At 71.9% G+C, this 20,491-nt stretch carries 20 protein-coding genes; 11 read left to right on the forward strand and 9 right to left on the reverse strand.

Going from position 1 to position 20,491, the window contains the following annotated elements:
• Window positions 1-109: 109 nt before the first annotated feature.
• Window positions 110-328, forward strand: a complete 219-nt coding sequence (locus tag ACFTXQ_RS10050; RefSeq protein ID WP_382637886.1) for a hypothetical protein — start codon at window positions 110-112, stop codon at window positions 326-328.
• Here ACFTXQ_RS10050 and ACFTXQ_RS10055 read toward each other — a convergent pair.
• Genes ACFTXQ_RS10055 through ACFTXQ_RS10075 form a run of 5 tightly spaced genes read right to left on the reverse strand, consistent with a single transcriptional unit; the run spans window position 298 to window position 5,733 of the window.
• Window positions 298-1,107, reverse strand: a complete 810-nt coding sequence (locus ACFTXQ_RS10055; RefSeq protein WP_382637889.1) for a type III pantothenate kinase — start codon at window positions 1,105-1,107, stop codon at window positions 298-300. The genes ACFTXQ_RS10050 and ACFTXQ_RS10055 overlap by 31 nt on opposite strands.
• Window positions 1,108-1,110: 3 nt before the next feature.
• Window positions 1,111-2,082, reverse strand: a complete 972-nt coding sequence (gene nadC, locus ACFTXQ_RS10060; protein WP_382637892.1) for a carboxylating nicotinate-nucleotide diphosphorylase — start codon at window positions 2,080-2,082, stop codon at window positions 1,111-1,113.
• Between the two features lie 2 nt (window positions 2,083-2,084).
• The gene (locus ACFTXQ_RS10065) at window positions 2,085-3,839 is read right to left on the reverse strand and encodes an L-aspartate oxidase (RefSeq protein WP_382637894.1); all 1,755 of its coding nucleotides are present in this window, start codon (window positions 3,837-3,839) and stop codon (window positions 2,085-2,087) included.
• The gene (gene panC / locus ACFTXQ_RS10070; protein WP_382637897.1) at window positions 3,836-4,831 is read right to left on the reverse strand and encodes a pantoate--beta-alanine ligase; all 996 of its coding nucleotides are present in this window, start codon (window positions 4,829-4,831) and stop codon (window positions 3,836-3,838) included. Before panC ends, ACFTXQ_RS10065 begins: the two co-directional genes overlap by 4 nt.
• Window positions 4,828-5,733, reverse strand: a complete 906-nt coding sequence (locus ACFTXQ_RS10075; protein ID WP_382637899.1) for a Rossmann-like and DUF2520 domain-containing protein — start codon at window positions 5,731-5,733, stop codon at window positions 4,828-4,830. The genes panC and ACFTXQ_RS10075 overlap by 4 nt, the downstream gene beginning before the upstream one ends.
• Before the next feature lie 97 nt (window positions 5,734-5,830).
• Here ACFTXQ_RS10075 and ACFTXQ_RS10080 point away from each other — a divergent pair, with 97 nt between their 5' ends.
• The 7 genes from ACFTXQ_RS10080 (at window position 5,831) to ACFTXQ_RS10110 (ending at window position 9,834) form a co-directional block, all read left to right on the forward strand.
• Window positions 5,831-6,973, forward strand: a complete 1,143-nt coding sequence (locus ACFTXQ_RS10080; RefSeq protein ID WP_382637902.1) for a threonine aldolase family protein — start codon at window positions 5,831-5,833, stop codon at window positions 6,971-6,973.
• 142 nt (window positions 6,974-7,115) lie between these two features.
• Window positions 7,116-7,301: a DUF397 domain-containing protein gene (locus ACFTXQ_RS10085; protein WP_382637904.1), complete on the forward strand. Its 186-nt coding sequence runs from the start codon at window positions 7,116-7,118 to the stop codon at window positions 7,299-7,301.
• An 89-nt stretch (window positions 7,302-7,390) separates the two neighbouring features.
• On the forward strand, window positions 7,391-8,047 hold the full coding sequence (locus tag ACFTXQ_RS10090; protein ID WP_382637906.1) for a hypothetical protein: 657 nt from the start codon (window positions 7,391-7,393) through the stop codon (window positions 8,045-8,047).
• A 14-nt stretch (window positions 8,048-8,061) separates the two neighbouring features.
• Window positions 8,062-8,229, forward strand: a complete 168-nt coding sequence (locus tag ACFTXQ_RS10095) for a hypothetical protein (RefSeq protein WP_382637908.1) — start codon at window positions 8,062-8,064, stop codon at window positions 8,227-8,229.
• 121 nt (window positions 8,230-8,350) lie between these two features.
• Window positions 8,351-8,791 (forward strand): BlaI/MecI/CopY family transcriptional regulator, encoded by a 441-nt coding sequence (locus tag ACFTXQ_RS10100; RefSeq protein ID WP_382637911.1) that lies wholly within the window; start codon window positions 8,351-8,353, stop codon window positions 8,789-8,791.
• Between the two features lie 11 nt (window positions 8,792-8,802).
• On the forward strand, window positions 8,803-9,333 hold the full coding sequence (locus ACFTXQ_RS10105) for an amino-acid N-acetyltransferase (protein WP_382637913.1): 531 nt from the start codon (window positions 8,803-8,805) through the stop codon (window positions 9,331-9,333).
• Window positions 9,334-9,498: 165 nt separating this feature from the next.
• Window positions 9,499-9,834 (forward strand): Lsr2 family protein, encoded by a 336-nt coding sequence (locus ACFTXQ_RS10110; RefSeq protein ID WP_215018699.1) that lies wholly within the window; start codon window positions 9,499-9,501, stop codon window positions 9,832-9,834.
• On the opposite strand, the gene ACFTXQ_RS10115 is transcribed toward ACFTXQ_RS10110, so the two are convergent.
• A complete protein-coding gene (locus ACFTXQ_RS10115) occupies window positions 9,813-10,397 on the reverse strand; it encodes an SCO3374 family protein (RefSeq protein ID WP_382637916.1) in 585 nt (194 codons plus the stop codon). The two genes, ACFTXQ_RS10110 and ACFTXQ_RS10115, sit on opposite strands and share 22 nt — an antisense overlap.
• 462 nt (window positions 10,398-10,859) lie before the next feature.
• On the opposite strand from ACFTXQ_RS10115, the gene ACFTXQ_RS10120 reads away from it, so the two are divergent.
• The gene (locus tag ACFTXQ_RS10120) at window positions 10,860-13,385 is read left to right on the forward strand and encodes an ATP-dependent Clp protease ATP-binding subunit (RefSeq protein WP_382637918.1); all 2,526 of its coding nucleotides are present in this window, start codon (window positions 10,860-10,862) and stop codon (window positions 13,383-13,385) included.
• A 73-nt stretch (window positions 13,386-13,458) separates the two neighbouring features.
• Here the strand turns inward: ACFTXQ_RS10120 and ACFTXQ_RS10125 are convergent, their stop codons facing one another.
• Window positions 13,459-16,434, reverse strand: coding sequence for an NACHT domain-containing protein (locus ACFTXQ_RS10125; protein WP_382637921.1), 2,976 nt, complete (start codon window positions 16,432-16,434; stop codon window positions 13,459-13,461).
• A gap of 352 nt (window positions 16,435-16,786) precedes the next feature.
• Between ACFTXQ_RS10125 and ACFTXQ_RS10130 the strand changes: the two genes are divergently transcribed.
• Window positions 16,787-17,404: a M23 family metallopeptidase gene (locus ACFTXQ_RS10130; protein WP_382637923.1), complete on the forward strand. Its 618-nt coding sequence runs from the start codon at window positions 16,787-16,789 to the stop codon at window positions 17,402-17,404.
• A 1-nt stretch (window position 17,405) separates the two neighbouring features.
• On the opposite strand, the gene ACFTXQ_RS10135 is transcribed toward ACFTXQ_RS10130, so the two are convergent.
• Entirely contained in the window at window positions 17,406-18,608 is a 1,203-nt protein-coding gene (locus ACFTXQ_RS10135) for a LamG-like jellyroll fold domain-containing protein (protein ID WP_382637925.1), read from the reverse strand.
• A 71-nt stretch (window positions 18,609-18,679) separates the two neighbouring features.
• Window positions 18,680-19,996, reverse strand: coding sequence for a two-component system sensor histidine kinase CseC (gene cseC, locus ACFTXQ_RS10140; RefSeq protein WP_382637928.1), 1,317 nt, complete (start codon window positions 19,994-19,996; stop codon window positions 18,680-18,682).
• A 143-nt stretch (window positions 19,997-20,139) separates the two neighbouring features.
• On the opposite strand from cseC, the gene ACFTXQ_RS10145 reads away from it, so the two are divergent.
• Window positions 20,140-20,491, forward strand: a 352-nt coding sequence (locus ACFTXQ_RS10145; RefSeq protein WP_382637931.1) for a helix-turn-helix domain-containing protein, incomplete at its 3' end; no start/stop codon positions are given.

A 20,491-nucleotide genomic window follows, 5' to 3' on the forward strand; every position in this document is an offset into this window, starting at 1 on the left:
GGGCTCCGCCCCGGACCCCGCGCCTCACACGCCGCCGGGGCACGGCTCACGATTGACGGCGGCCGTCAATCGGCGGGCGGGGCCGGCCCGGCGGGGTCAGGGTGGAGGTATGACCGCCATCGAGCAGTACCTCATCGACAGCTACCGGGCGTCCCAGCACCGCGACCCGATGCCGCCCCCGCCCGGCCGGGACGACCTCGCCGTGCTGCGCGCGGCACGCGCGTACGAGCAGTTCCAGGCCGTACTGGAGGGGCGCCCGGCCCGCCACCCCTGGTGGGCCGCCCTGCGGCGGCTGGTTCAGTCGAAGTTCGGGGCGTTGCGCTCGTAGACCAGCCGCAGCCCGATCAGCGTCAGCCACGGCTCGTGATCGTCGATCACCGAGGACTCGCCGAGCACGATCGGCGCCAGCCCGCCGGTGGCGATGACGCGGACGTCGTCCGGGTCGCCGTTCGCGCCCGCCAGCTCCTTCGCCATCCGGGTGACGATCCCGTCGACCTGCCCCGCGAAGCCGTACACCACGCCCGACTGCATCGCCTCGACCGTGGACTTGCCGATCACGTTGCGCGGCCGCGCCAGCTCGATCTTGCGCAGCTGCGCCCCCCGTACGCCGAGGGCCTCCATCGAGATCTCGATGCCCGGGGAGATCACCCCGCCCACGTACTCGCCCTTCGCGGACACCGCGTCGAAGGTGGTCGCCGTACCGAAGTCGACCACGATCGCCGGGCCCCCGTAGAGCTCGACCGCGGCGACCGCGTTGATGATGCGGTCCGCGCCGACCTCCTTCGGGTTGTCCATGAGGATCGGGACGCCCGTCTTGATGCCGGGTTCGACGAGGACCGCCGGCACGTCCCCGTAGTAGCGGCGGGTGACCTCGCGGAGCTCGTGCAGCACCGACGGCACCGTCGAGCAGATCGCGATGCCGTGGATGCCGTCGCCCAGCTCGTTGCCGAGCATCGGGTGCATGCCCATCAGGCCCTGCATGAGCACGGCCATCTCGTCGGCCGTGCGCCGCGGGTCGGTCGAGATGCGCCAGTGCTCGACGATCTCGTCACCGTCGAACAGGCCCAGGACCGTGTGGGTGTTGCCCACGTCGATGGTGAGGAGCATCGGTTACTCCGCCTCGCGCAGGTCGAGGCCGATGTCCAGGATCGGGGAGGAGTGGGTCAGACCGCCGACGGCCAGGTAGTCCACGCCGGTCTCCGCGTACGCCCGGGCGCTGTCCAGGGTGAGGCGGCCCGAGGACTCCAGCACCGCGCGGCCCGCCACCAGGGCCACGGCCTCCTCGGTCTCCGGGACGCTGAAGTTGTCGAGCAGGATCAGGTCGGCACCGGCGTCCAGGACCTCGCGGACCTGGTGCATCGTGTCGACCTCGACCTCCACGGGCACGTCCGGGAACGCCTCCCGCACGGCCTTGAAGGCCTGCGCGACCCCGCCCGCCGCGACCACGTGGTTGTCCTTGACCAGCGCCGCGTCCGACAGCGACATGCGGTGGTTGACGCCGCCGCCGCAGCGCACCGCGTACTTCTCCAGCGCGCGCAGGCCCGGGGTGGTCTTGCGGGTGTCGCGGACCTTGGCCTTCGTGCCCTCCAGCACGTCCGCCCAGCGGCGGGTGGCCGTCGCGATGCCCGACAGGCGGCACATGATGTTCAGTGCGCTGCGCTCCGCCGTGAGCAGGTCACGGGTGCGGGCGCGCACGGACAGCAGGACCTGCCCGGCCTCGACCTTGTCGCCGTCCTCCGCGTGCCGCTCCACCTCGAAGGCCTCCGTGCACACCACGGAGAACACGGCCTCGGCGATGCGCAGCCCGGCCACGACGCCGTCCTCGCGGGCGACGAAGTCGGCGACGGCCTCGGCGTCCTCGGGGATCGTGGCGACGGTGGTCACGTCGACCCCGCCGTCGAGGTCCTCGGAGAGCGCCATGTGCGCGATGTCCTCGACCTCGACGGGGTCCAGGCCCGCGTCCGCCAGCAGCTGGGCCAGCGCCGGGTCGAGGCCGCTCTCCTCGCCGTCGCCGCAGGCGCAGTCGTCGCCGCAGCCGCCGTCGTTCTGGTCGATCAGGGGAAGTTCGTCGGGGGTGCTCACGGTCACTGCTCCAGGCTCTGGGTGCTGAGGGGTACGTGCACGGACGGGAAGTCCGCGGAGTCGGTGGGGACGACGACCAGGGCCCGCTTCTCGGTCGCCGAGAGCCGGACGACGAGATGGCGCCGCCAGGCGGCATCGTCCCGCTCCGGGTGGTCCTCGCGCCAGTGGCAGCCGCGGGTCTCCACGCGCCGCCGGGCGGCGGCGACGAGCACCCGGGCCACGCACAGCAGGTTCGTGGCCTCCCAGGTGTCCACGCCCGGTTCGGCGGTCTTGCCGTGTACTTCGAGGTCGTTCAGGGCGGTGGCGTACAGGCCTTCGAGGGCCTCGGCCGCCGTGCGCAGCGACTCGGCGGAGCGCAGCACGCCCGCGCCGTCCGTCATGATGCGCTGGATCTCGTAGCGCGCCCCGGCGGGCTGGAGCGGGCCGGTCGCGGGGACCGGTATGCCGGGGCCGTTGCCGGAGCGGGCCTGGGCGGTGATGTCGTCGGCGATGCGCTCGGCGAAGACCAGGCCCTCCAGCAGGGAGTTGGAGGCGAGGCGGTTCGCGCCGTGCACGCCGGTGCAGGCGACCTCGCCGCACGCGTACAGGCCGGGGACGGTGGTCCGCCCGTGCAGGTCGGTCCGTACGCCGCCGGAGGCGTAGTGCGCGGCGGGCGCGACGGGGATCGGCTCGGTCACCGGGTCGATGCCGTGCGCGCGGCAGGCGGCCAGGATGGTGGGGAAGCGGTTCTCCCACATCTCGGCGCCGAAGTGCCGGGCGTCCAGATACATGTGCTGCGCGCCCTGCTCCTGCATGCGGCGCGTGATGCCCTTGGCGACGATGTCGCGCGGGGCCAGCTCGGCCAGCTCGTGCTGCCCCTGCATGAAGCGGACCCCGTCGGCGTCGACGAGGTACGCGCCCTCGCCGCGGACGGCCTCCGAGACGAGCGGCTGCTGCCCCTCGGCGTCCGGGCCGAGGAAGAGCACCGTCGGGTGGAACTGCACGAACTCCAGGTCGGAGACCTCGGCCCCGGCACGCAGCGCGAGCGCCACGCCGTCGCCGGTGGACACCGACGGGTTGGTGGTCGCGGAGAAGACCTGGCCCATGCCGCCGGTCGCCAGGATCACGGCGGGCGCGTGGACGGCGCCGACGCCGTCGTGCTGGCCCTCGCCCATGACGTGCAGCGTGACCCCGGCCGTACGGCCCTGCGCGTCCTGGAGGAGGTCCAGTACGAGCGCGTTCTCGACGGTCTCGATGCCCGCCTCGTGGACGGCCTCGACCAGCGCCCGGGAGATCTCCGCCCCGGTGGCGTCGCCGCCCGCGTGCGCGATCCGGCGGCGGTGGTGGCCGCCCTCGCGGGTCAGCTCTATCTCGCCGGTCTCGGTGGAGGTGTCGAAGACGGCGCCGGTGGCGATCAGCCGGCGGACGGCGTCCGGGCCCTCGGTGACGAGGAGCCGGACGGCCGCCTCGTCGCACAGGCCCGCGCCCGCCACCAGGGTGTCGTCCAGGTGCTGTTCGGGGGTGTCGCCCTCGCCCAGGGCCGCGGCGATCCCGCCCTGGGCCCAGCGGGTGGAGCCGTCGTCGAGCCGCGCCTTGGTGACCACGACCGTACGGCGGCCCGCGGCGGCGCAGCGCAGCGCGGCCGTCAGCCCCGCGACGCCGGATCCGACGACCACGACGTCGGCGTCGACGGACCATCCGGGGGCCGGAGCGTGCAGCCGTATGCCAGTGCCTGCGCCTGAACCGCCCGACGGGAGGTCTCTGCCCGGTGTGCTCACGAGTGTGCTCCGAATTCCAATGGGATGTTGTCGATCAGCCGGGTCGCGCCCACCTTCGCGGCGACGGCCAGCACGGCGTGCCCCGTGAACGCGGGGCCGATGTCGGTGAAGTCCTGCGGGTCCACCAGCGCCAGGTAGTCCAGGGCCAGCGGCGGCTCGTGCCGGCCCGCCTCCTCCAGGACGTGCAGGGCCGCGGCCCGTACGGCCTCCGGCAGCCCGGCGCCCGCCGCCGAGACGGCGTGCGCGTCCGCGGAGGCGCGGATCTCCCCGAGCTTGGCCAGGGCGTTGGCCCGCTCGTCGCTCGCCGGGTTGGCCTCGGCGCGGGCGCGCAGCGCGGCCTGCGCGGCGAGCCGGTCGCGGCCGGCGAACAGGGCGCGGGACAGGGAAAGCGCGGTGCGCCGCTCCTCGGGGGAGAGGTAGCGGTTGCGGGAGGACAGCGCGAGCCCGTCCTCCTCGCGGACGGTCGGTACGCCGACCACCTCCACGGGGAAGTTCAGGTCCGTCACCATCCGCCGGATCAGCGCCAGTTGCTGCGCGTCCTTCTGGCCGAAGAGGGCCAGGTCGGGGCGGGTGAGGTGGAGCAGCTTGGCCACGACGGTCAGCATCCCGTCGAAGTGGCCGGGGCGGGTGGCCCCTTCGAGGCGCCCGCCCATGGGCCCGGCGCTGATCCGCACCTGCGGATCGCCGCCTGGGTAGACCTCGTCGACGGCCGGGGCGAACACGGCGTCGGCGCCCGCCCCTTCGGCGATCGCGAGGTCGGCGTCGAGGGTGCGGGGGTAGCGGTCGAGGTCCTCGTTCGCCCCGAACTGGAGGGGGTTGACGAAGACGGTGACGACGACCTGGCCCTCGGGGCCGGCCTGCTCGCGGGCGTCGCGGATGAGGGTGGCGTGGCCCTCGTGCAGGGCGCCCATGGTCATCACGACGGCCCGGCGGCCGCCCCGCGCGAGCTTGTGCAGCTCCTCGGCGGTGTTCAGCAGCTGCAGACCGGTCACTGGTCACCACCCTCGGTGTCGGCGAGTACGCCGAGCAGGTCTTCGGCGAGTTCGGGCTTGAGCAGACCGTGCGCGAGGGCCCGGTCGGCGGTGGTGCGGGCCATCGCCAGGTACCCGGCGACCGTGGCCGGGGCGTGCTTGCGCAGCTCCGAGACGTGCGCGGCGACCGTACCGGCGTCACCGCGGGCCACCGGGCCGGTCAGGGCCGCGTCGCCGGAGCGCAGGGCGTTGTCCAGGGCCGCGCCGAGCAGCGGGCCGAGCATCCGGTCGGGGTGCTCGACCCCGGCCGTGCGCAGCAGCTCCATCGCCTGGGCCACCAGGGTGACCAGGTGGTTCGCGCCGAGGGCGAGGGCCGCGTGGTAGAGCGGACGGTTCTCCTCCGCGATCCACTCGGGCTCCCCGCCCATCTCGATGACCAGGGCCTCGGCCGCGAGCCGTAGTTCCTCGGGGGCGGTGACCCCGAAGGAGCAGCCGGCCAGCCGCTGGACGTCGACCTCGGTGCCGGTGAAGGTCATCGCGGGGTGCAGGGCCAGCGGCAGCGCGCCGGCCCGGCGGGCCGGGTCGAGCACGGCCGCCCCGTACCGGCCGGAGGTGTGCACCAGCAACTGCCCGGGACGCACCGCACCGGTCTCGGCGAGCCCCTCCACCAAACGGGGCAGCGCGTCGTCGGGGACGGTGAGCAGGACCAGGTCGGCCAGCTCCAGCACCTGCGCGGGCGGCACCAGGGGCACGTCGGGCAGCATCCGCGCGGCGCGGCGCACGGACGCGTCGGACACGCCGGACACGGCGACGGGCCGGTGCCCGGCCTGCTGGAGCGCACGCGCCAGCGCGGGGCCGACCCGGCCGGCGCCGACGACGCCGACGGTGAGCCGGGCAGGGCGTGGCTGCTGAGATGGGTTCACGCGGGGAGGGCCTTCCGTTCCAGTCCGCGGGGGGTACCGGACGATACGTCGCCATGCTAGCTCCTGGGGGTTCTGGCCGGTCGGCGATGATTCGGGCATGACGGACGAGGCGCAGGACACGCAGCGGCTGGTGGCGGCCTGGCGCGGGGCGCGGCGCAAGCTGTCCCGCGTTCCGCGCGAGGCGACGGTGGCGGAACTGCTGGCGCCGCTCGCCGAGGCCCCCTACGCCCTGGACCAGCCGGCCGACATGTACGGCGACGGGGTCGTCGCCGAGCTGGAGGGGCGGGTCGCGGAGCTGCTGGGCACGCAGGACGCGGCGTTCTTCCCGAGCGGGACGATGGCCCAGCAGGTCGCCCTGCGCTGCTGGGCGGGTCGCACCGGGAACCCGGTGGTCGCGCTGCACCCGCGGAGCCATCCGGAGCTGTGGGAGGGCGGCGCGCTGTCGGCGGTCTCCGGCCTGCGGTCGGTCCACCCGACGGCGGAGTCCCGCCAGCCGCTGCCGGAGGAGGTCGCCTCGCTCCCGGAACCCTTCGGCACGCTGATGCTGGAGCTCCCGCTGCGCGAGGCGGGCTTCCTGCTGCCCACCTGGGAGGAACTGGAGGCGCTGGTCGAGGCGGCCCGCGAACGGGACGCGGTCGTCCACTTCGACGGGGCCCGGCTGTGGGAGTCCACGGTCCACTTCGGCCGGCCGCTGACGGAGATCGCGGCCCTGGCGGACTCGGTGTACGTCTCGTTCTACAAGTCGCTGGGCGGCCTGAGCGGGGCCTGCCTGGTCGGGCCGGCGGACTTCGTGGAGGAGACGCGGGTCTGGCGGCACCGGTACGGGGGCCAGATCTTCCGCCAGTTCCCCCAGGCCCTGGCGGCCCTGGCCGGCCTGGAACGCGAGCTCCCGAGGCTCCCCTCCTACGTGGCGCAGGCCCGCCTGGTGGCGGCCGAGCTGGGTTCCGCTCTGGCGGAGTCCGGGATCCCGTGGTTCCGGGTCCACCCGGAGGAACCGCACACCCACCAGTTCCAGGTGTGGCTCCCGTACGAGGCGGACCGGCTCCGGCGGGCCTCCCTGCGCCAGGCGGAGGAAACGGGCACGGTCCTCTTCCACCGCTGGTCCTCCGACGGGCCGCCGGGCCTGTCGGTCACGGAGGTGACGGTCACGGCCCCGGGCCTGTCGTGGACCCCGTCGGAGATCCACGAGGCGGTCCGTTCCTTCACGGCCCGCCTGCGATCCAGCCCCTCCGGCGTTTGAGGAGCGGGGTCCGGGGCGGCGCATCAGCGCAGCGGCAGCGGTACGAAACGCCGAAATTCCTGGAAACGCTGTGGCACCGAGCCGTTACGGAGTTACCGTCCCCCGACGGGAATTACCGGCGACCGTGCCCGGAGGAGAGACCATGACCGCTCAGCCCACGTGGCAGAAGTCCTCGTTCTGCGGCGAGGGAGACGCCTGCGTCTACGTCTCCGCAGCCCCCGGCACGCTGGTCCGCGTCGCCGACCACGCAGACCCCGCACACCTCGTCCTCGCCACCACCCAGGCCGCCTGGACCGCCTTCCTGCGCGCCGTCAAGGAAACCGGCTGAGCGGGCCGTCATCCCCGACCGCACCCCCCGCCGCGCCGAGAGCGATCACCCTCAGGGGATTTTGTCCGATTAGCGCGTATCTTCGGCCCATGCCCACGCCCTACGGATCCCGCGGCGGCATGGCGTTCAGCGCTGCTGAGCTGCTCGTGCTCAGGCGTTCGCTCGCCCACGCCCTTCAGTCCTCCTCGGCCCCCCTCACGGCCGCGGAGGTCCAGGACTGCCTGCGCCTCGCGCAGTCGGTGGACGACGTGGTCCAGGAGGCGGGCCGGCTCAGAGCCTTCCTGCGGGAGGATCTGGCCCGCTACCGGGGCGCCCTGCCCGGCAGTCTCTCCGGATACCTCGAACTGCTCCAGGACGCCCTGGCCGCCGGGTACGAGCCGGTCCCCGACGACCTCGCCGCCCTGCGCGCCCTGCGGGCCAACCCGGTCGCGGCCGCGCTGCTGGAGCGCGCCCAGTCCGTCGCGGAGCGCTCCGTGCGCCGCCGGCTGTCGACCACCCCCGCGCCCCGGACCCGCCTGCTGGCCCTGGCCGGCGGCGCAGGCACCGGCACCGGCACCGGCACCGGCGACGGCAGCGGCGACGGTGGCCGGGACCGCCGCCCGACCCCCGCGCCCGCCCCGAAGCCGCAGCCCAAGCAGCCCCCGTCCCCTGACCGGCCGCCCCGCCCCGTCCCGACCCCCGGCGAGGTGTTCCCGCCACGCCGCAAGCCCACCCCGCCCCCGGCGGCCGGGCTGGCCGCCGGCTAGCTACGCTGGGGGGCATGGACTACGTCTCCGCGCTCGTGCCCCCCGTCGTGATGGCCGCGTTCTTCATCGCTCTCGTCGTGACGATCGTGAAGAGCCAGGGCGGTGCCAACAAGGCCAAGGAGGACGCGGCGGTCGACGCCGTGATCGCCCGCGCCGAGGCCGCCCGGCAGCACGAGAAGTAGGCACCAGAAGTAGGCACCCGGATACGAAGGGCGCACGGTACCCGCCGTGCGCCCGATTTTTGTTGCGCGTTGTCTGCCGAATAGTCGGGCAATTCCGCACAAGCCGCACTATCGTGCTGGTGTGCCTCGCCCCTTGGGAGAACTCGAAGACGCCGTCATGACGCGGGTGTGGCAGTGGAACCGCCCGGTCACCGTCCGAGAAGTACTGGAAGACCTCCAGCAGGAACGGTCCATCGCCTACACCACGGTCATGACCGTTATGGACAATCTTCATCAGAAGGGCTGGGTCCGCCGCGAAGCGGAAGGCCGCGCCTATCGATATACGGCGGTCTCCACCCGAGCCGCCTACTCGGCCGCACTGATGAACGAAGCCTGGTCGACGAGCGACAACCCCGCGGCCGCCCTCGTCGCCTTCTTCGGCATGATGTCCGCGGAACAGCGCGAAGCCCTCCGGGACGCCGTAAGGATCGTCCAGCACGACGACCACGACGACGAGTCCCCGGCGGAGACCGAGGCCACCGAAGGGGACTCCGCCGAGCGCCCGCGGGAGCCGGGGCGATAGCGTCCGGTCGCATGGGAGAGTTTTCCGCTGCACATGCAGAAACAGTGACGATCCGCCGCGCCCGCACCGGTGATGTTCCCGCCCTGCGCCGCCTGCTCGACCAGTACGTGCAGCAGCGGATCCTGCTCGACAAAGCCCCGGTCGTCCTTTACGAGGACATCCAGGAGTTCTGGGTCGCGGAACGCGACTCCGACCGCCAGGTGGTCGGCTGCGGCGCTCTCCACGTGATGTGGGAAGACCTCGCCGAAGTGCGCACTCTCGCCGTCGACCGCGAGTTGAAGGGCGCCGGCGTCGGCCATCGCGTGCTCGACCAGTTGTTGCGGACGGCCCGTGACGTCGGGGTGAGCCGGGTTTTCTGCCTGACCTTCGAAGTCGACTTCTTCGCGAAGCACGGCTTCGTCGAGATCGGCGAGACCCCGGTGGAGACCGATGTGTACATGGAGCTCCTGCGTTCCTATGACGAGGGCGTAGCAGAGTTCCTGGGTCTCGAACGAGTGAAGCCGAACACCTTGGGCAACAGTCGGATGCTTCTGCACCTCTGATCGATCACCACGGCTTTTCCCGTGCCGCGCACGCCTGTGGCCTATGTCCGAATCGCGCACGTTTCCCGCCCTGTTGCGGTCTCGAACCTCTCCCCGGGGGTTTGTGTTTTCCAGGCAAAAGCGGTTTCCTTTCCGCGTACTGCTTTTCGATGAAAGGAAATCCCGGTGGCACAGAAGGTTCAGGTCCTTCTTGTCGACGACCTCGACGGTGGCGAGGCGGACGAGACGGTGACGTTCGCTCTGGATGGCAAGACCTACGAGATCGACCTCACCACCGCCAACGCTGAAAAGCTCCGCGGTCTGCTCGACCCGTACACCAAGGGCGGCCGCCGCACCGGCGGGCGCGCGACCGCTGCCCGCGCCAAGGGCCGCGCCGCCTCGGCCGGCAACCCGGACACCGCCGAGATCCGCGCCTGGGCGAAGGAGAACGGCTACAACGTGAACGACCGCGGCCGCGTCCCGGCCGAGATCCGCGAGGCCTACGAGAAGGCCAAGGGCTGACCAGGACCGGTCGTACCGCGCCGCAGGCGCGCGCGGTGGCATTCCGTCGCCGCCGCGGCCACCAGGCGTACGAGATCGGGCCCGCGACCGGGTCCGCCGCCCCCGCCGGGACCCGGCAGGGCGGGAAGTAGGGCCTCACACCCCTGCTCGGGGGGCCGCAGCCACACGGCGGCTCCCCGAGGGCTCAGGGGCGGCCCCGGGGGAGCCGGGGCGGTGATCCGGCCACCCGCACCCAGGGCGGTGAGATCCAGGGCGACCCCGCCCCACTCCAGCCAGTCGAGCAGCCCCTCCAGCTCGTCTGCGCTCCCCGCGGCCACCAGGAACCGCATCCGGCGCCCCATGAGGGCCACCGGGCCCGTACCGACCGGCCTGCGCAGCAGCGCCGCCCCCGCATCGGACGGCAGCTCCAGCACGTCGAAACGGGACCCCGTGACGAGCTGGACGGGCGGGCCGCCCGTGACGGTCCAGCCGAGCACCCGCTCGTACCAGGAGGCGTACGCGTCCTCCTCGGCCGGCGCGCGCGGCAGCGGGACGGTGGCGACGGGTGCGGCGGTTGCGGCCATGTCCGGAGCAACTCCCGAAACGCCCCGGGGTTACGGCCGCTGTGACCCATCGCACCCGCACCATTGCGGAACGTAAACATCCGCGGGGCGGAGTCCCACATTCGGGAGCGAACCGTGTTCGCCCTTAGCGGAGGGGACCGGTGCCACCGGCATGGAGTGTCCGTGCTTACGGGTAAGACATTCCTAGTGGATCGGGGCGACACGCTGATTTGACGGGCTCCCGTTCGCCATCGGCGTACACGCATGACGGGTATCTGCCTGGCCTGCGGGAACATCGTCTCCCACTATCGGGTTGGAGCAGTTGTCGGCTGTTCAGGCCGGTTTTCCTCACCAAGGTGGGGGTGAGCCGTGGACGGATGTCGGCAGTTGGAATGAGCTGTCCCGCCCTGCGGGACTAGCATGCGGAAGGACAGGGCGGGGACCGACCCCGAACTGCCCGACCGCTCTGAGGAGCGATAAACGATGTTCGAGAGGTTCACCGACCGCGCGCGGCGGGTTGTCGTCCTGGCTCAGGAAGAAGCCCGGATGCTCAACCACAACTACATCGGCACCGAGCACATCCTCCTGGGCTTGATCCACGAGGGTGAGGGTGTCGCCGCTAAGGCCCTGGAGAGCCTCGGGATTTCGCTCGAGGCTGTTCGCCAGCAGGTTGAGGAGATCATCGGTCAGGGGCAGCAGGCCCCGTCCGGCCACATCCCCTTCACCCCGCGGGCGAAGAAGGTCCTGGAGCTTTCGCTCCGAGAGGCCCTCCAGCTCGGCCACAACTACATCGGCACCGAGCACATCCTGCTCGGCCTGATCCGCGAGGGCGAGGGCGTCGCCGCCCAGGTCCTCGTGAAGCTGGGCGCCGATCTCAACCGAGTCCGGCAGCAGGTCATCCAGCTGCTCTCCGGCTACACCGGCGGGGGCAAGGAGTCGGCCACGGCCGGCGGCCCGGCCGAGGGCACGCCCTCGACCTCGCTCGTCCTGGACCAGTTCGGCCGCAACCTCACCCAGGCTGCCCGCGAATCCAAGCTCGACCCGGTCATCGGGCGCGAGAAGGAGATCGAGCGGGTCATGCAGGTGCTGTCCCGCCGTACGAAGAACAACCCGGTCCTCATCGGCGAGCCCGGCGTCGGCAAGACCGCCGTCGTCGAGGGCCTGGCCCAGGCGATCGTCAAGGGCGAGGTCCCCGAGACCCTCAAGGACAAGCACCTCTACACGCTTGACCTGGGTGCCCTGGTCGCCGGTTCCCGCTACCGCGGTGACTTCGAAGAGCGCCTGAAGAAGGTCCTCAAGGAGATCCGCACCCGCGGCGACATCATCCTGTTCATCGACGAGCTCCACACCCTCGTGGGTGCGGGCGCCGCCGAGGGCGCGATCGACGCCGCCAGCATCCTCAAGCCCATGCTGGCCCGTGGTGAGCTCCAGACCATCGGTGCCACGACGCTCGACGAGTACCGCAAGCACCTCGAGAAGGACGCGGCCCTCGAGCGCCGCTTCCAGCCGATCCAGGTGGCGGAGCCTTCCCTCCCCCACACGATCGAGATCCTCAAGGGCCTGCGCGACCGCTACGAGGCCCACCACCGCGTCTCCATCACGGACGAGGCCCTCGTCCAGGCGGCGACGCTGGCCGACCGGTACATCTCGGACCGCTTCCTGCCGGACAAGGCGATCGACCTGATCGACGAGGCCGGCTCCCGGATGCGCATCCGCCGGATGACCGCGCCGCCGGACCTCCGCGAGTTCGACGAGAAGATCGCGGCCGTGCGCCGCGACAAGGAGTCGGCCATCGACTCCCAGGACTTCGAGAAGGCAGCTTCCCTCCGCGACAAGGAGAAGCAGCTGCTGGCGGCGAAGACCAAGCGCGAGAAGGAATGGAAGGCCGGCGACATGGACGTCGTCGCCGAGGTCGACGGCGAGCTCATCGCCGAGGTCCTCGCGACCGCGACCGGCATTCCCGTCTTCAAGCTCACCGAGGAGGAGTCCTCGCGACTGCTCCGCATGGAGGACGAGCTCCACCGTCGGGTCATCGGCCAGAAGGACGCCATCAAGGCGCTCTCGCAGGCGATCCGCCGTACCCGTGCGGGTCTGAAGGACCCGAAGCGCCCGGGTGGCTCGTTCATCTTCGCCGGTCCCTCCGGTGTAGGTAAGACCGAGCTCTCCAAGACGCTCGCCGAATTCCTCTTCGGCGACGAGGACGCGCTGATCTCCCTCGACATGTCGGAGTTCAGCGAGAAGCACACGGTTTCCCGCCTCTTCGGTTCGCCCCCCGGCTACGTGGGCTACGAAGAGGGCGGCCAGCTCACCGAGAAGGTGCGCCGCAAGCCGTTCTCCGTCGTCCTCTTCGACGAGGTCGAGAAGGCCCACCCGGATATCTTCAATTCCCTTCTCCAGATCCTGGAGGACGGTCGCCTGACCGACTCCCAGGGCCGGGTCGTGGACTTCAAGAACACGGTCATCATCATGACGACCAACCTGGGTACCCGGGACATCTCGAAGGGCTTCAACCTGGGCTTCGCGGCGCAGGGCGACACCAAGACCGGTTACGACCGCATGAAGGCGAAGGTCAACGAAGAGCTCAAGCAGCACTTCCGGCCCGAGTTCCTCAACCGCGTCGACGACACGGTCGTCTTCCACCAGCTCACCGAGGAAGACATCATCCAGATCGTCGACCTGATGATCGCGAAGGTCGACGAGCGCCTGAAGGACCGCGACATGGGCATCGAGCTGAGCGGCGACGCGAAGCTCCTGCTCGCCAAGCGCGGCTACGACCCGATCCTGGGTGCCCGGCCGCTGCGCCGGACCATCCAGCGCGAGATCGAGGACGTCCTGTCGGAGAAGATCCTCTTCGGCGAGCTGCGTCCCGGTCACATCGTGGTCGTCGGCAAGGAGGGTGACGGCGAAGAGGCCAAGTTCACCTTCCGCGGCGAGGAGAAGTCGGCCCTGCCCGACCTCCCCCCGATCGAGGCCACGGGCTCCGGCCCGGACCTGTCGAAGGGCGCGTAGCGCTCCGCGGGCAGCAGTACGAAGGGGCGGCCCCGGGACCGGAAGGTTCCGGGGCCGCCCCTTTGCGCGTGCCTTAGCCGAGGTTGGCGTGGGGGAAGTGGCGGGCCACCCAGTCGGCGTACGCGGGGATCCGCCGCACCCGTTCCGTGGAGGTGAGCACGAGGTCCTGTACCGAGCGCATCCTCAGCGCCTCCGGGGTCGCGTCCCGCGAGGCGGCGGGCAGCTCCAGGTGCTCCAGCCGTTGAAGGCGCCCGATCGCCTCCCAGCCCGCCCTGTCCGGGGCGTGGGCCAGAGACAGGCTGCGCAGCTCCTGGTGGCGGACCAGGCCCTCCAAGGACGGGAGCGGCCCGGCGAGCCGGAGTGAGTGCAGTGACACCTCGGGAGCGAGATCGTCGAGGCGCCACTCGGCGTACGAGCCCTCCAGGCCGAGGTGGCGCAGACTGCGCCAGCTGCGGGTCACCGCACCCAGGGAAAGCGGTTCGGCCAGGTCGAGAACGGCTGATTCGAGGGGCAGTCCGATGAGGCCGTGGAGGTCGGAGATCAGCCCGCACCGCGAGATGGCGAGCGACTTCAAGGTGTTCTGCCCGCGCAGGAAGTCCACGTCCATCAGCAGGCCGTTGTCGAGGAGGGTCAGCTGTTCGACCTGCGCCCGGCGCAGAAATGCGGTCAGTGCCTTGTGTGACAGGTCGCCGGTCGCCCAGATTCCCCGTGGTGTGAACGCGTCGAGGGCCTCCAGCTGCGCTTCTGAGGAGACGGTGAGGCGGTCCGGCGGCGGATCGAGGCGAGCGATGACCTCGGTGATGTACTGCCGGCTGCCGAACCGGCGCCACAGCTGGGTGAGCGTCTCACGCACGACGGACGAGGGATGCTCGCAGTAGCGGGCGAGGAAGGGGATGGCGAGGTCGGAACCCACCTCGCCCGCCGCGATCACCGTGTGGTGGGCTTCCTCGTCCGTGGTCACCCGGTCCGGGCCGGGCAGCAAGTCGAGTACCAGCGGGCCGATCCTTCCGAGGGCTTGAGCCGCGTCCACGCCCGCCGGCGGAATGAGTTGTCCGGCCTGGTGCTCCACCTCCGCCCGGAGCTCCGGATCCAGCTCGGCCGCGTACTGCAACGAGGCCAGGGCGAGCAGCAGCGAACGCTCGGAGCCCCGGACCAGCAGGTCGTTCAGGATCGCGGCGCGGTCCCGGGGGCGGCCCTGGGCCACGGCCATGCGGATGACGTCCTCCCACTGGTCGTCCTCGGCGTGCCGGGTCAGCTCGCCCAGACCCCCCTCGTCCAGGGCGGCCCGTGCCCCCAGGAAGTCCTGGAACGTGCGGTGGACGAAGTCCACCGTGTCCTCCGTGGGGGCCCGGAGCAGCCCGGTGCGTTCCAGGAAGTACTGCAGTACCGCCGGGGCCGTGCCCAGTACCTGCGTCGCCTCCGGTACGGCGGGCAGCGCGTCCGCGATGAGGGCCTCGGCCCGGTGGCGGCCCATCTCGGTCCGGCCGTTGCGGATCAGCCAGTAGGCGAGCCGCTGCAACAGCTGGAGCTGTGGCTCCTCGGTGAGGGGGACGGGCAGCCGCCGCTCCCGGTCCCGCCGGTGGAGCAGCATCGACAGGGCGGCCGTGTACAGCTCCTTGCGGCCCGAGGGCAGGAAACCCCGCCGCTCCCGGTGCAGGGCGCAGATCAGCCCGCACAGCAGCGGGTTCGTGGCGAGCCGTGACAGGTCGGGCTTGCTGCGTACGGCGTCCAGCAGCTCGTCGCGGTAGCGGTCCAGCTCCTCGCGCTCGCCTTGGGCCGCCTTGTGCCAGCGTTCCACGAAACCGGCGACCTCGGTCCGGTTCATGGGGGAGAGGGTCAGCTCCGTGAATTCGGTGTCCGCGAGCCAGTCCTGCCGTACGGCCGAGGGCCGGGAGGTCACCAGCCAGCGGTTGCCCGGGTACTCGGTGATCAGCCCGGTGAGCCAGTCCCGGGCGGCGGCCCGCTCGGTCTCGGGGACCTCGTCGAGGCCGTCGACGAGGACCAGGGCGCGCCGGGCCCGCAGGACCCGCCCCTCCCAGCCCTCCGGCTGCTCCCCGGCCAGCGGGGAGTCCACGGCCGTCAGGAAGGCCTTGGGCGCGGGCAGTCGTTCGCCGTGCCGGGTGAGGGTGCGCAGGGGCAGTACGTAGGGGATGCGTCCGCCCTGTTCGCCGCGGGCGGCGGAGACGGCCAGCCACTGGACGAGCGTGGTCTTCCCGGACCCGGCCTCGCCGCGCAGCAGGGCCAGCGGGTGGCGGCTGAGCAGTTCGTCGGCCGGGCCCGCGCCGAGGTGGAAGGACAGCTCCTCGATGCCGCCGAGCAGGGTCTGCTCGTCGGGGTCGAGGATGAGCGAGCTCGTGGCCTCCAGGCTGATGTAGGCCACGTCCAGCGGCCAGCGGGCCGAGCCGGGGGCCAGATCGAGTCCGTAGATGGTGAGCGTGCTGTGCCGCCGGACGATGTGCTCCAGGTACCTGCGCTCGAAGGCCGCGTCGTCGGCCTCCCGGTGGCGGAGCTCTTCCAGCAGGAGGTCGATCATCCGGATCAGCCGGTCGAGCATCCGCGTCTGCTCCACCAGGGCGGCCGGGACGAAGGTGGACCGCTGCGTGAAGAAGTGCAGGACGTGCAGGCAGGTCACCTCCAGGAGGGCCTCGTGGAAGAGCTCGCCGTCCCGCGAGAGACCGAGGTAGGGCGCGGCCGCCCGCAGTCTGCGGGCGAGGGCGACCGGGTCGAGCCGCACCGCCTGGACGTCGTCCATGGTGAGGTCGCCCAACGCGTGCAGCGTCCCCGCGAGGGCCGTGGCCACCCCGGCCTCCTCGCCGGGCGGGAGCCGGCGCTCGCCGGGGGCCCGTATCGCCTCCTCCACGAGGTTCTCGGCGAGTTTGCGCAGGTCGGCGCGGTCCAGCGTGCCCTTCTCGCGGAAGGCGACGTACGGGGAGAGGCGCACGGGGTCGTCCACCAGGCCGGCGCCCGGGCCCTCCGTGCGGAACAGCTTCTTGATCAGAGGGGTGAAGACCCCCGAGGCCAGCCGGATTCCCACCATCGATAAGTCCACGACGCAGGAGCGTAGTGACGGTTGCGGGCCGATGGTCCCGGAACGGCCGGGCGAAGGTCCTGAGCCGGTGACAAGCCGCACAGGGCAAATCGGACGTACTAGGCGGATTCGTAGATCCAATGGAATCGCGGGCGCGCGGGGACCCCACCCCCGTCCCAGGAGGGAGCCCGTCAACCGACCGCGTCACACCGGCTCGGCTACGAGCGCCGGTAGTAACCGGGACATTTGGGGAAGTCCGGGGCCGCGGGTTACCAAAGGTGGGCCAACCCGGCACGTGCCGCATCGTGCCGGGTCACTTCATGCCCGTGACGGGCGTGACACGCCCTCGTCCCCGGCCCCGGAGGTCTGCTTCATGTCCGCGCAGCGCGTCAGCACCCGTCGTACCCGTATCGCCGTCGGCGCCACCGCTCTCGGTGCGGTGCTGGCCCTCGGGGCCGGGACGACCGCCGCGTTCGCCGACACCACGCAGACCGCCCTGGCCGGTACCGCCGAGCTCGTCGCCGAGCAGGCCGCCGCCCAGTCCGCCGTCGCCGCGGCCGCCGCGAAGGCCGGCCTGTGGGACAAGCCGGTCGAGAAGTACACGCTGTCCGCGACCTTCGGCAAGGGCGGCAGCATGTGGTCGCACAAGCACTCCGGCCAGGACTTCGCCGTCCCGACCGGCACCCCGGTCCACGCCGCGGCCGCCGGCGTCGTCGTCAAGGCCGGCCCGAACGGCGGCGGCGACGGCCCCGCGTACGGCAACGCCATCGTGATCAAGCACGCGAACAACACGTACTCGCAGTACGCGCACCTCTCGCGGATCCAGGTCAAGATCGGCCAGAAGGTCTCCGTGGAGCAGCAGATCGCCCTGTCCGGCAACACCGGCAACTCCAGCGGCCCGCACCTGCACTTCGAGATCCGCACCACGCCGAACTACGGCTCGGCCGTCAACCCGGTGACCTTCCTGCGCAACGCCGGCGTCACCATCTGATTCAGCCGATCACCCAGAAGTGGGTCGCGGTGCCCTTCGCCGCGTCGTCCAGCTCGCCCTTGCGGTAGGCGGCGGCCTGCTCCGGAGTGAAGGCCGTTCCGTAGAACCGGATGTAGTTCATGGAGCCCGTCCAGGCGCCGGCCCAGGCGTTCTCGTGGCGGGCCCGGCCGAGCTGGAGCGGGCCCGCGTTCTGCCAGATCCCCGGGATCTGGGCCTCGCCGGCCTTCTTGCCCTCCACGTAGAGGGAGATCATCTTCTTCTCGGCGTCGTGGACGGCCGTCAGCACGGTCGTGTCCTTGACCGTCTTCTGGCCCTCCGCGGCGACGGTCACGATGGTGGGCTTCGCGCCCTTCTCGTTGGTCCGTACGCGGAACACCCAGGCCTGGTTGCCGTTCACCTCGTCGGCGCCCAGCTCGAACGAGAACGACTCACCCGTGCCCTGGCTGAGCGCGATGTGCGCGCCCTTCGCCGGGGAGGTGTTGTTGACGCGGGCCGAGAGGGAGAAGCTCTTGGTCGTGTCCACGGCCGCCTCGGTGGCCTGGGCGTAGGAGTTCGGGTTGCCCTTGAGGTGCAGCTCGAAGCGCTCGCCCACCTTGGGCACCGTGGCCTCGGGGCCCATGCGGATGTTGGTCTTGCCGACGCTGTCGCGCAGCAGGGACGGGTCGCTGGACACCGTGGGGGAGTAGGACTTCGACGGCGAGGCGTTCGGATCCGGCGCGGCGGACGCGGACGCGGAGGGCTGGTTGTCCGCGACGTCCTTCGTGCCGTCGTCGGCCGGCTTGTCGCCCTTCAGCAGGAAGAACGTTCCGCCACCGGCGAGCAGCAGCACCACGGCCACCGCCCCGCCGATCATCCACAGCCGCTTCTTGCGCCGCTCGGCCGCCGTCCGGTCGGCCATGGCCTCCCAGTCCGGCTGCTCGGCGGAGGGCATGACCGGCAGCCCCTGGTCCGGACCCGGCAGACCGGGACCCGGCCCGAAGGCCTGCGGGGGGCCGAAGCCGCCGCCCGCGGGCGCGGCGGGCGGGAAGCCGTAGCCGCCACCGGTCTGCGGGAAGCCGTAGCCGCCCTGCGCGGGCGGGCCGGGCTGGGCGGGCGGGAAGCCGTAACCGCCGGGCGCGGGCGGTCCCGGGGGAAACCCGTAGCCGCCGCTCCCCGGGGCGGGCTCGGGCTGCGGGTTGCTCGGGGGGTTCGTGCCGTCGGTCATGCCACGGATGCTAAGTCACGCACCCCTCGGACCGTACGGCCCGGTACCGATCCGGTATCCGGCCGGAGGGTTCAGCCCTGCGGCAGCTGGATGACGGGGAAGCTCCCCGTCGCCGTCGGCGCGTGCTCCGGCAGCCACAGCACCGCCACCGCCCCGGCCGCCGCGCCCTCGCGCTCCACGCCGCCCGGAGCGGCCACGTTGCGGAAGGTCAGCCGGGCGCCCAGCACCCGCGCCTGGCCCTCCGCGATGGTCAGACCCAGCCCGTGCCCCACGCCCGCCCGGTCCGTCGACCCCGTCCGGAACCGGCTCGGGCCCTCGCGCAGCAGCGCCTCCGGGAAGCCCGGCCCGTGGTCCCGGACCCGTACGACCCGGCCCTCGACGTCGACCTGGATCGGCGCCTGACCGTACCGCGAGGCATTGGCCAGCAGGTTCCCCAGGATCCGCTCCAGGCGCCGCGGATCGGTGCTGACGATCTCGTCCGCCACGACCCGTACGGACGCCTCCGGCATCAGCGCGGTCACCCGCCGGCTCACGAACTCGCCCAGCGCCACGTCCTGGAGCTCCGCCCGCTCGGACGCGCTGTCCAGCCGGGCCACCTCCAGCACGTCCTCGACCAGCGCGCGCAGCGCCTGCGCCCGGTCCCGCACCAGCTCCGTCGGCCGGCCCGGAGGCAGCAGTTCGGCAGCTGTGAGCAGGCCCGTCACCGGCGTCCGCAGCTCGTGCGCGATGTCCGCGGTCACCCGCCGCTCGGCCTCCAGCCGCTGCTGGAGGGCGTCGGCCATGGCGTCCACGGCCCGCGCGAGATCGTCCGTCTCGTCCCGTACGACGCCCCCGACCGCGTCCCGTACCCGTACGTCGGGATCCCCGTGCGCCACCCGCTGCGCGGCGGCCGCCGCCTTGCGCAGCCGGCGCGAGATCTGCTCGCCGATGAGCACGCCGAGCGCCGAGCCGGCGATCACGACGGCGAGGGAGCCGACGACCAGGGCCCGGTCCAGGTCGCGCACCATGTTGGCGCTCTCCCGGAACTGCGTGTGCAGCGACAGCACCTGCCCGTTGCCGAGCGGCACGGCCGCCCACACCTCGGGCAGCCCGCGCGGGTTCTCCTGGATGAACGTCCCGCGCCGCCCGGACCGCGCCTTCTCGCGCAGGTCGCCGGGCAGGTCGGGATCGTTGAGCTTGGCCCCCATCGGCGGCTTGCGCCCGGCCTCGGCGTTGCGGGAGATGAACTGCACCCGGTCCAGCTGCGTCTCGCGGGCGCTCTCCAGCATCGAGGTCCGGGCAGCGCTGTGCACCACCAGGCTGAGCGCGACGGTGATCAGCGTGCCCACGGCGGCGATGGCCAGTGCGATCTTCCAGCGGATCCCCGTACGCAGGGTCACCTGTCTCATGCCGGTCTGCTCGGGTGGAGAGCGCCGGTTACGGCCGGGGGAGCTGCGTCTTCAGTCCGGGACCGCAGAGCGGCGAGCTGCCGCTGCGTCATGGTCAGCCTCACGTTTGTGTTCGGATCGTGACTGTACGTAGCGTCCACGGCATGGGGCAGGCTTCGGAGCTGTCGCGGACGTTCGGGTCTGTGCGGAAGGTCTACAACCTGGCCCTCGCCGCCCGTTCCGAGGCCTGGTCGGTGCGTCGGGAGCGGGTGGGTTACGGGCAGACGTCGGCGATGCTCACGGCGTGGAAGCAGACCGAGGAGCTGGCCTATCTGGCCGAGGTGTCGTCCGTTCCGTTGCAGCAGGCGCTGCGGCATCTGCAGGCCGCGTTCGTGGGCTTCTGGGCTAAGCGGTCGAAGTATCCGCGGTTCAAGTCGAAGCGGAAGTCCCGGGCCTCGGCCGAGTACACGCGCAGTGCGTTCCGCTACGCCGATGGCCGGCTGAAGCTGGCCAAGA

Origin of the sequence: Streptomyces sp. NPDC057010 (assembly GCF_042673805.1) — a bacterium.
Taxonomy (GTDB): domain Bacteria; phylum Actinomycetota; class Actinomycetes; order Streptomycetales; family Streptomycetaceae; genus Streptomyces.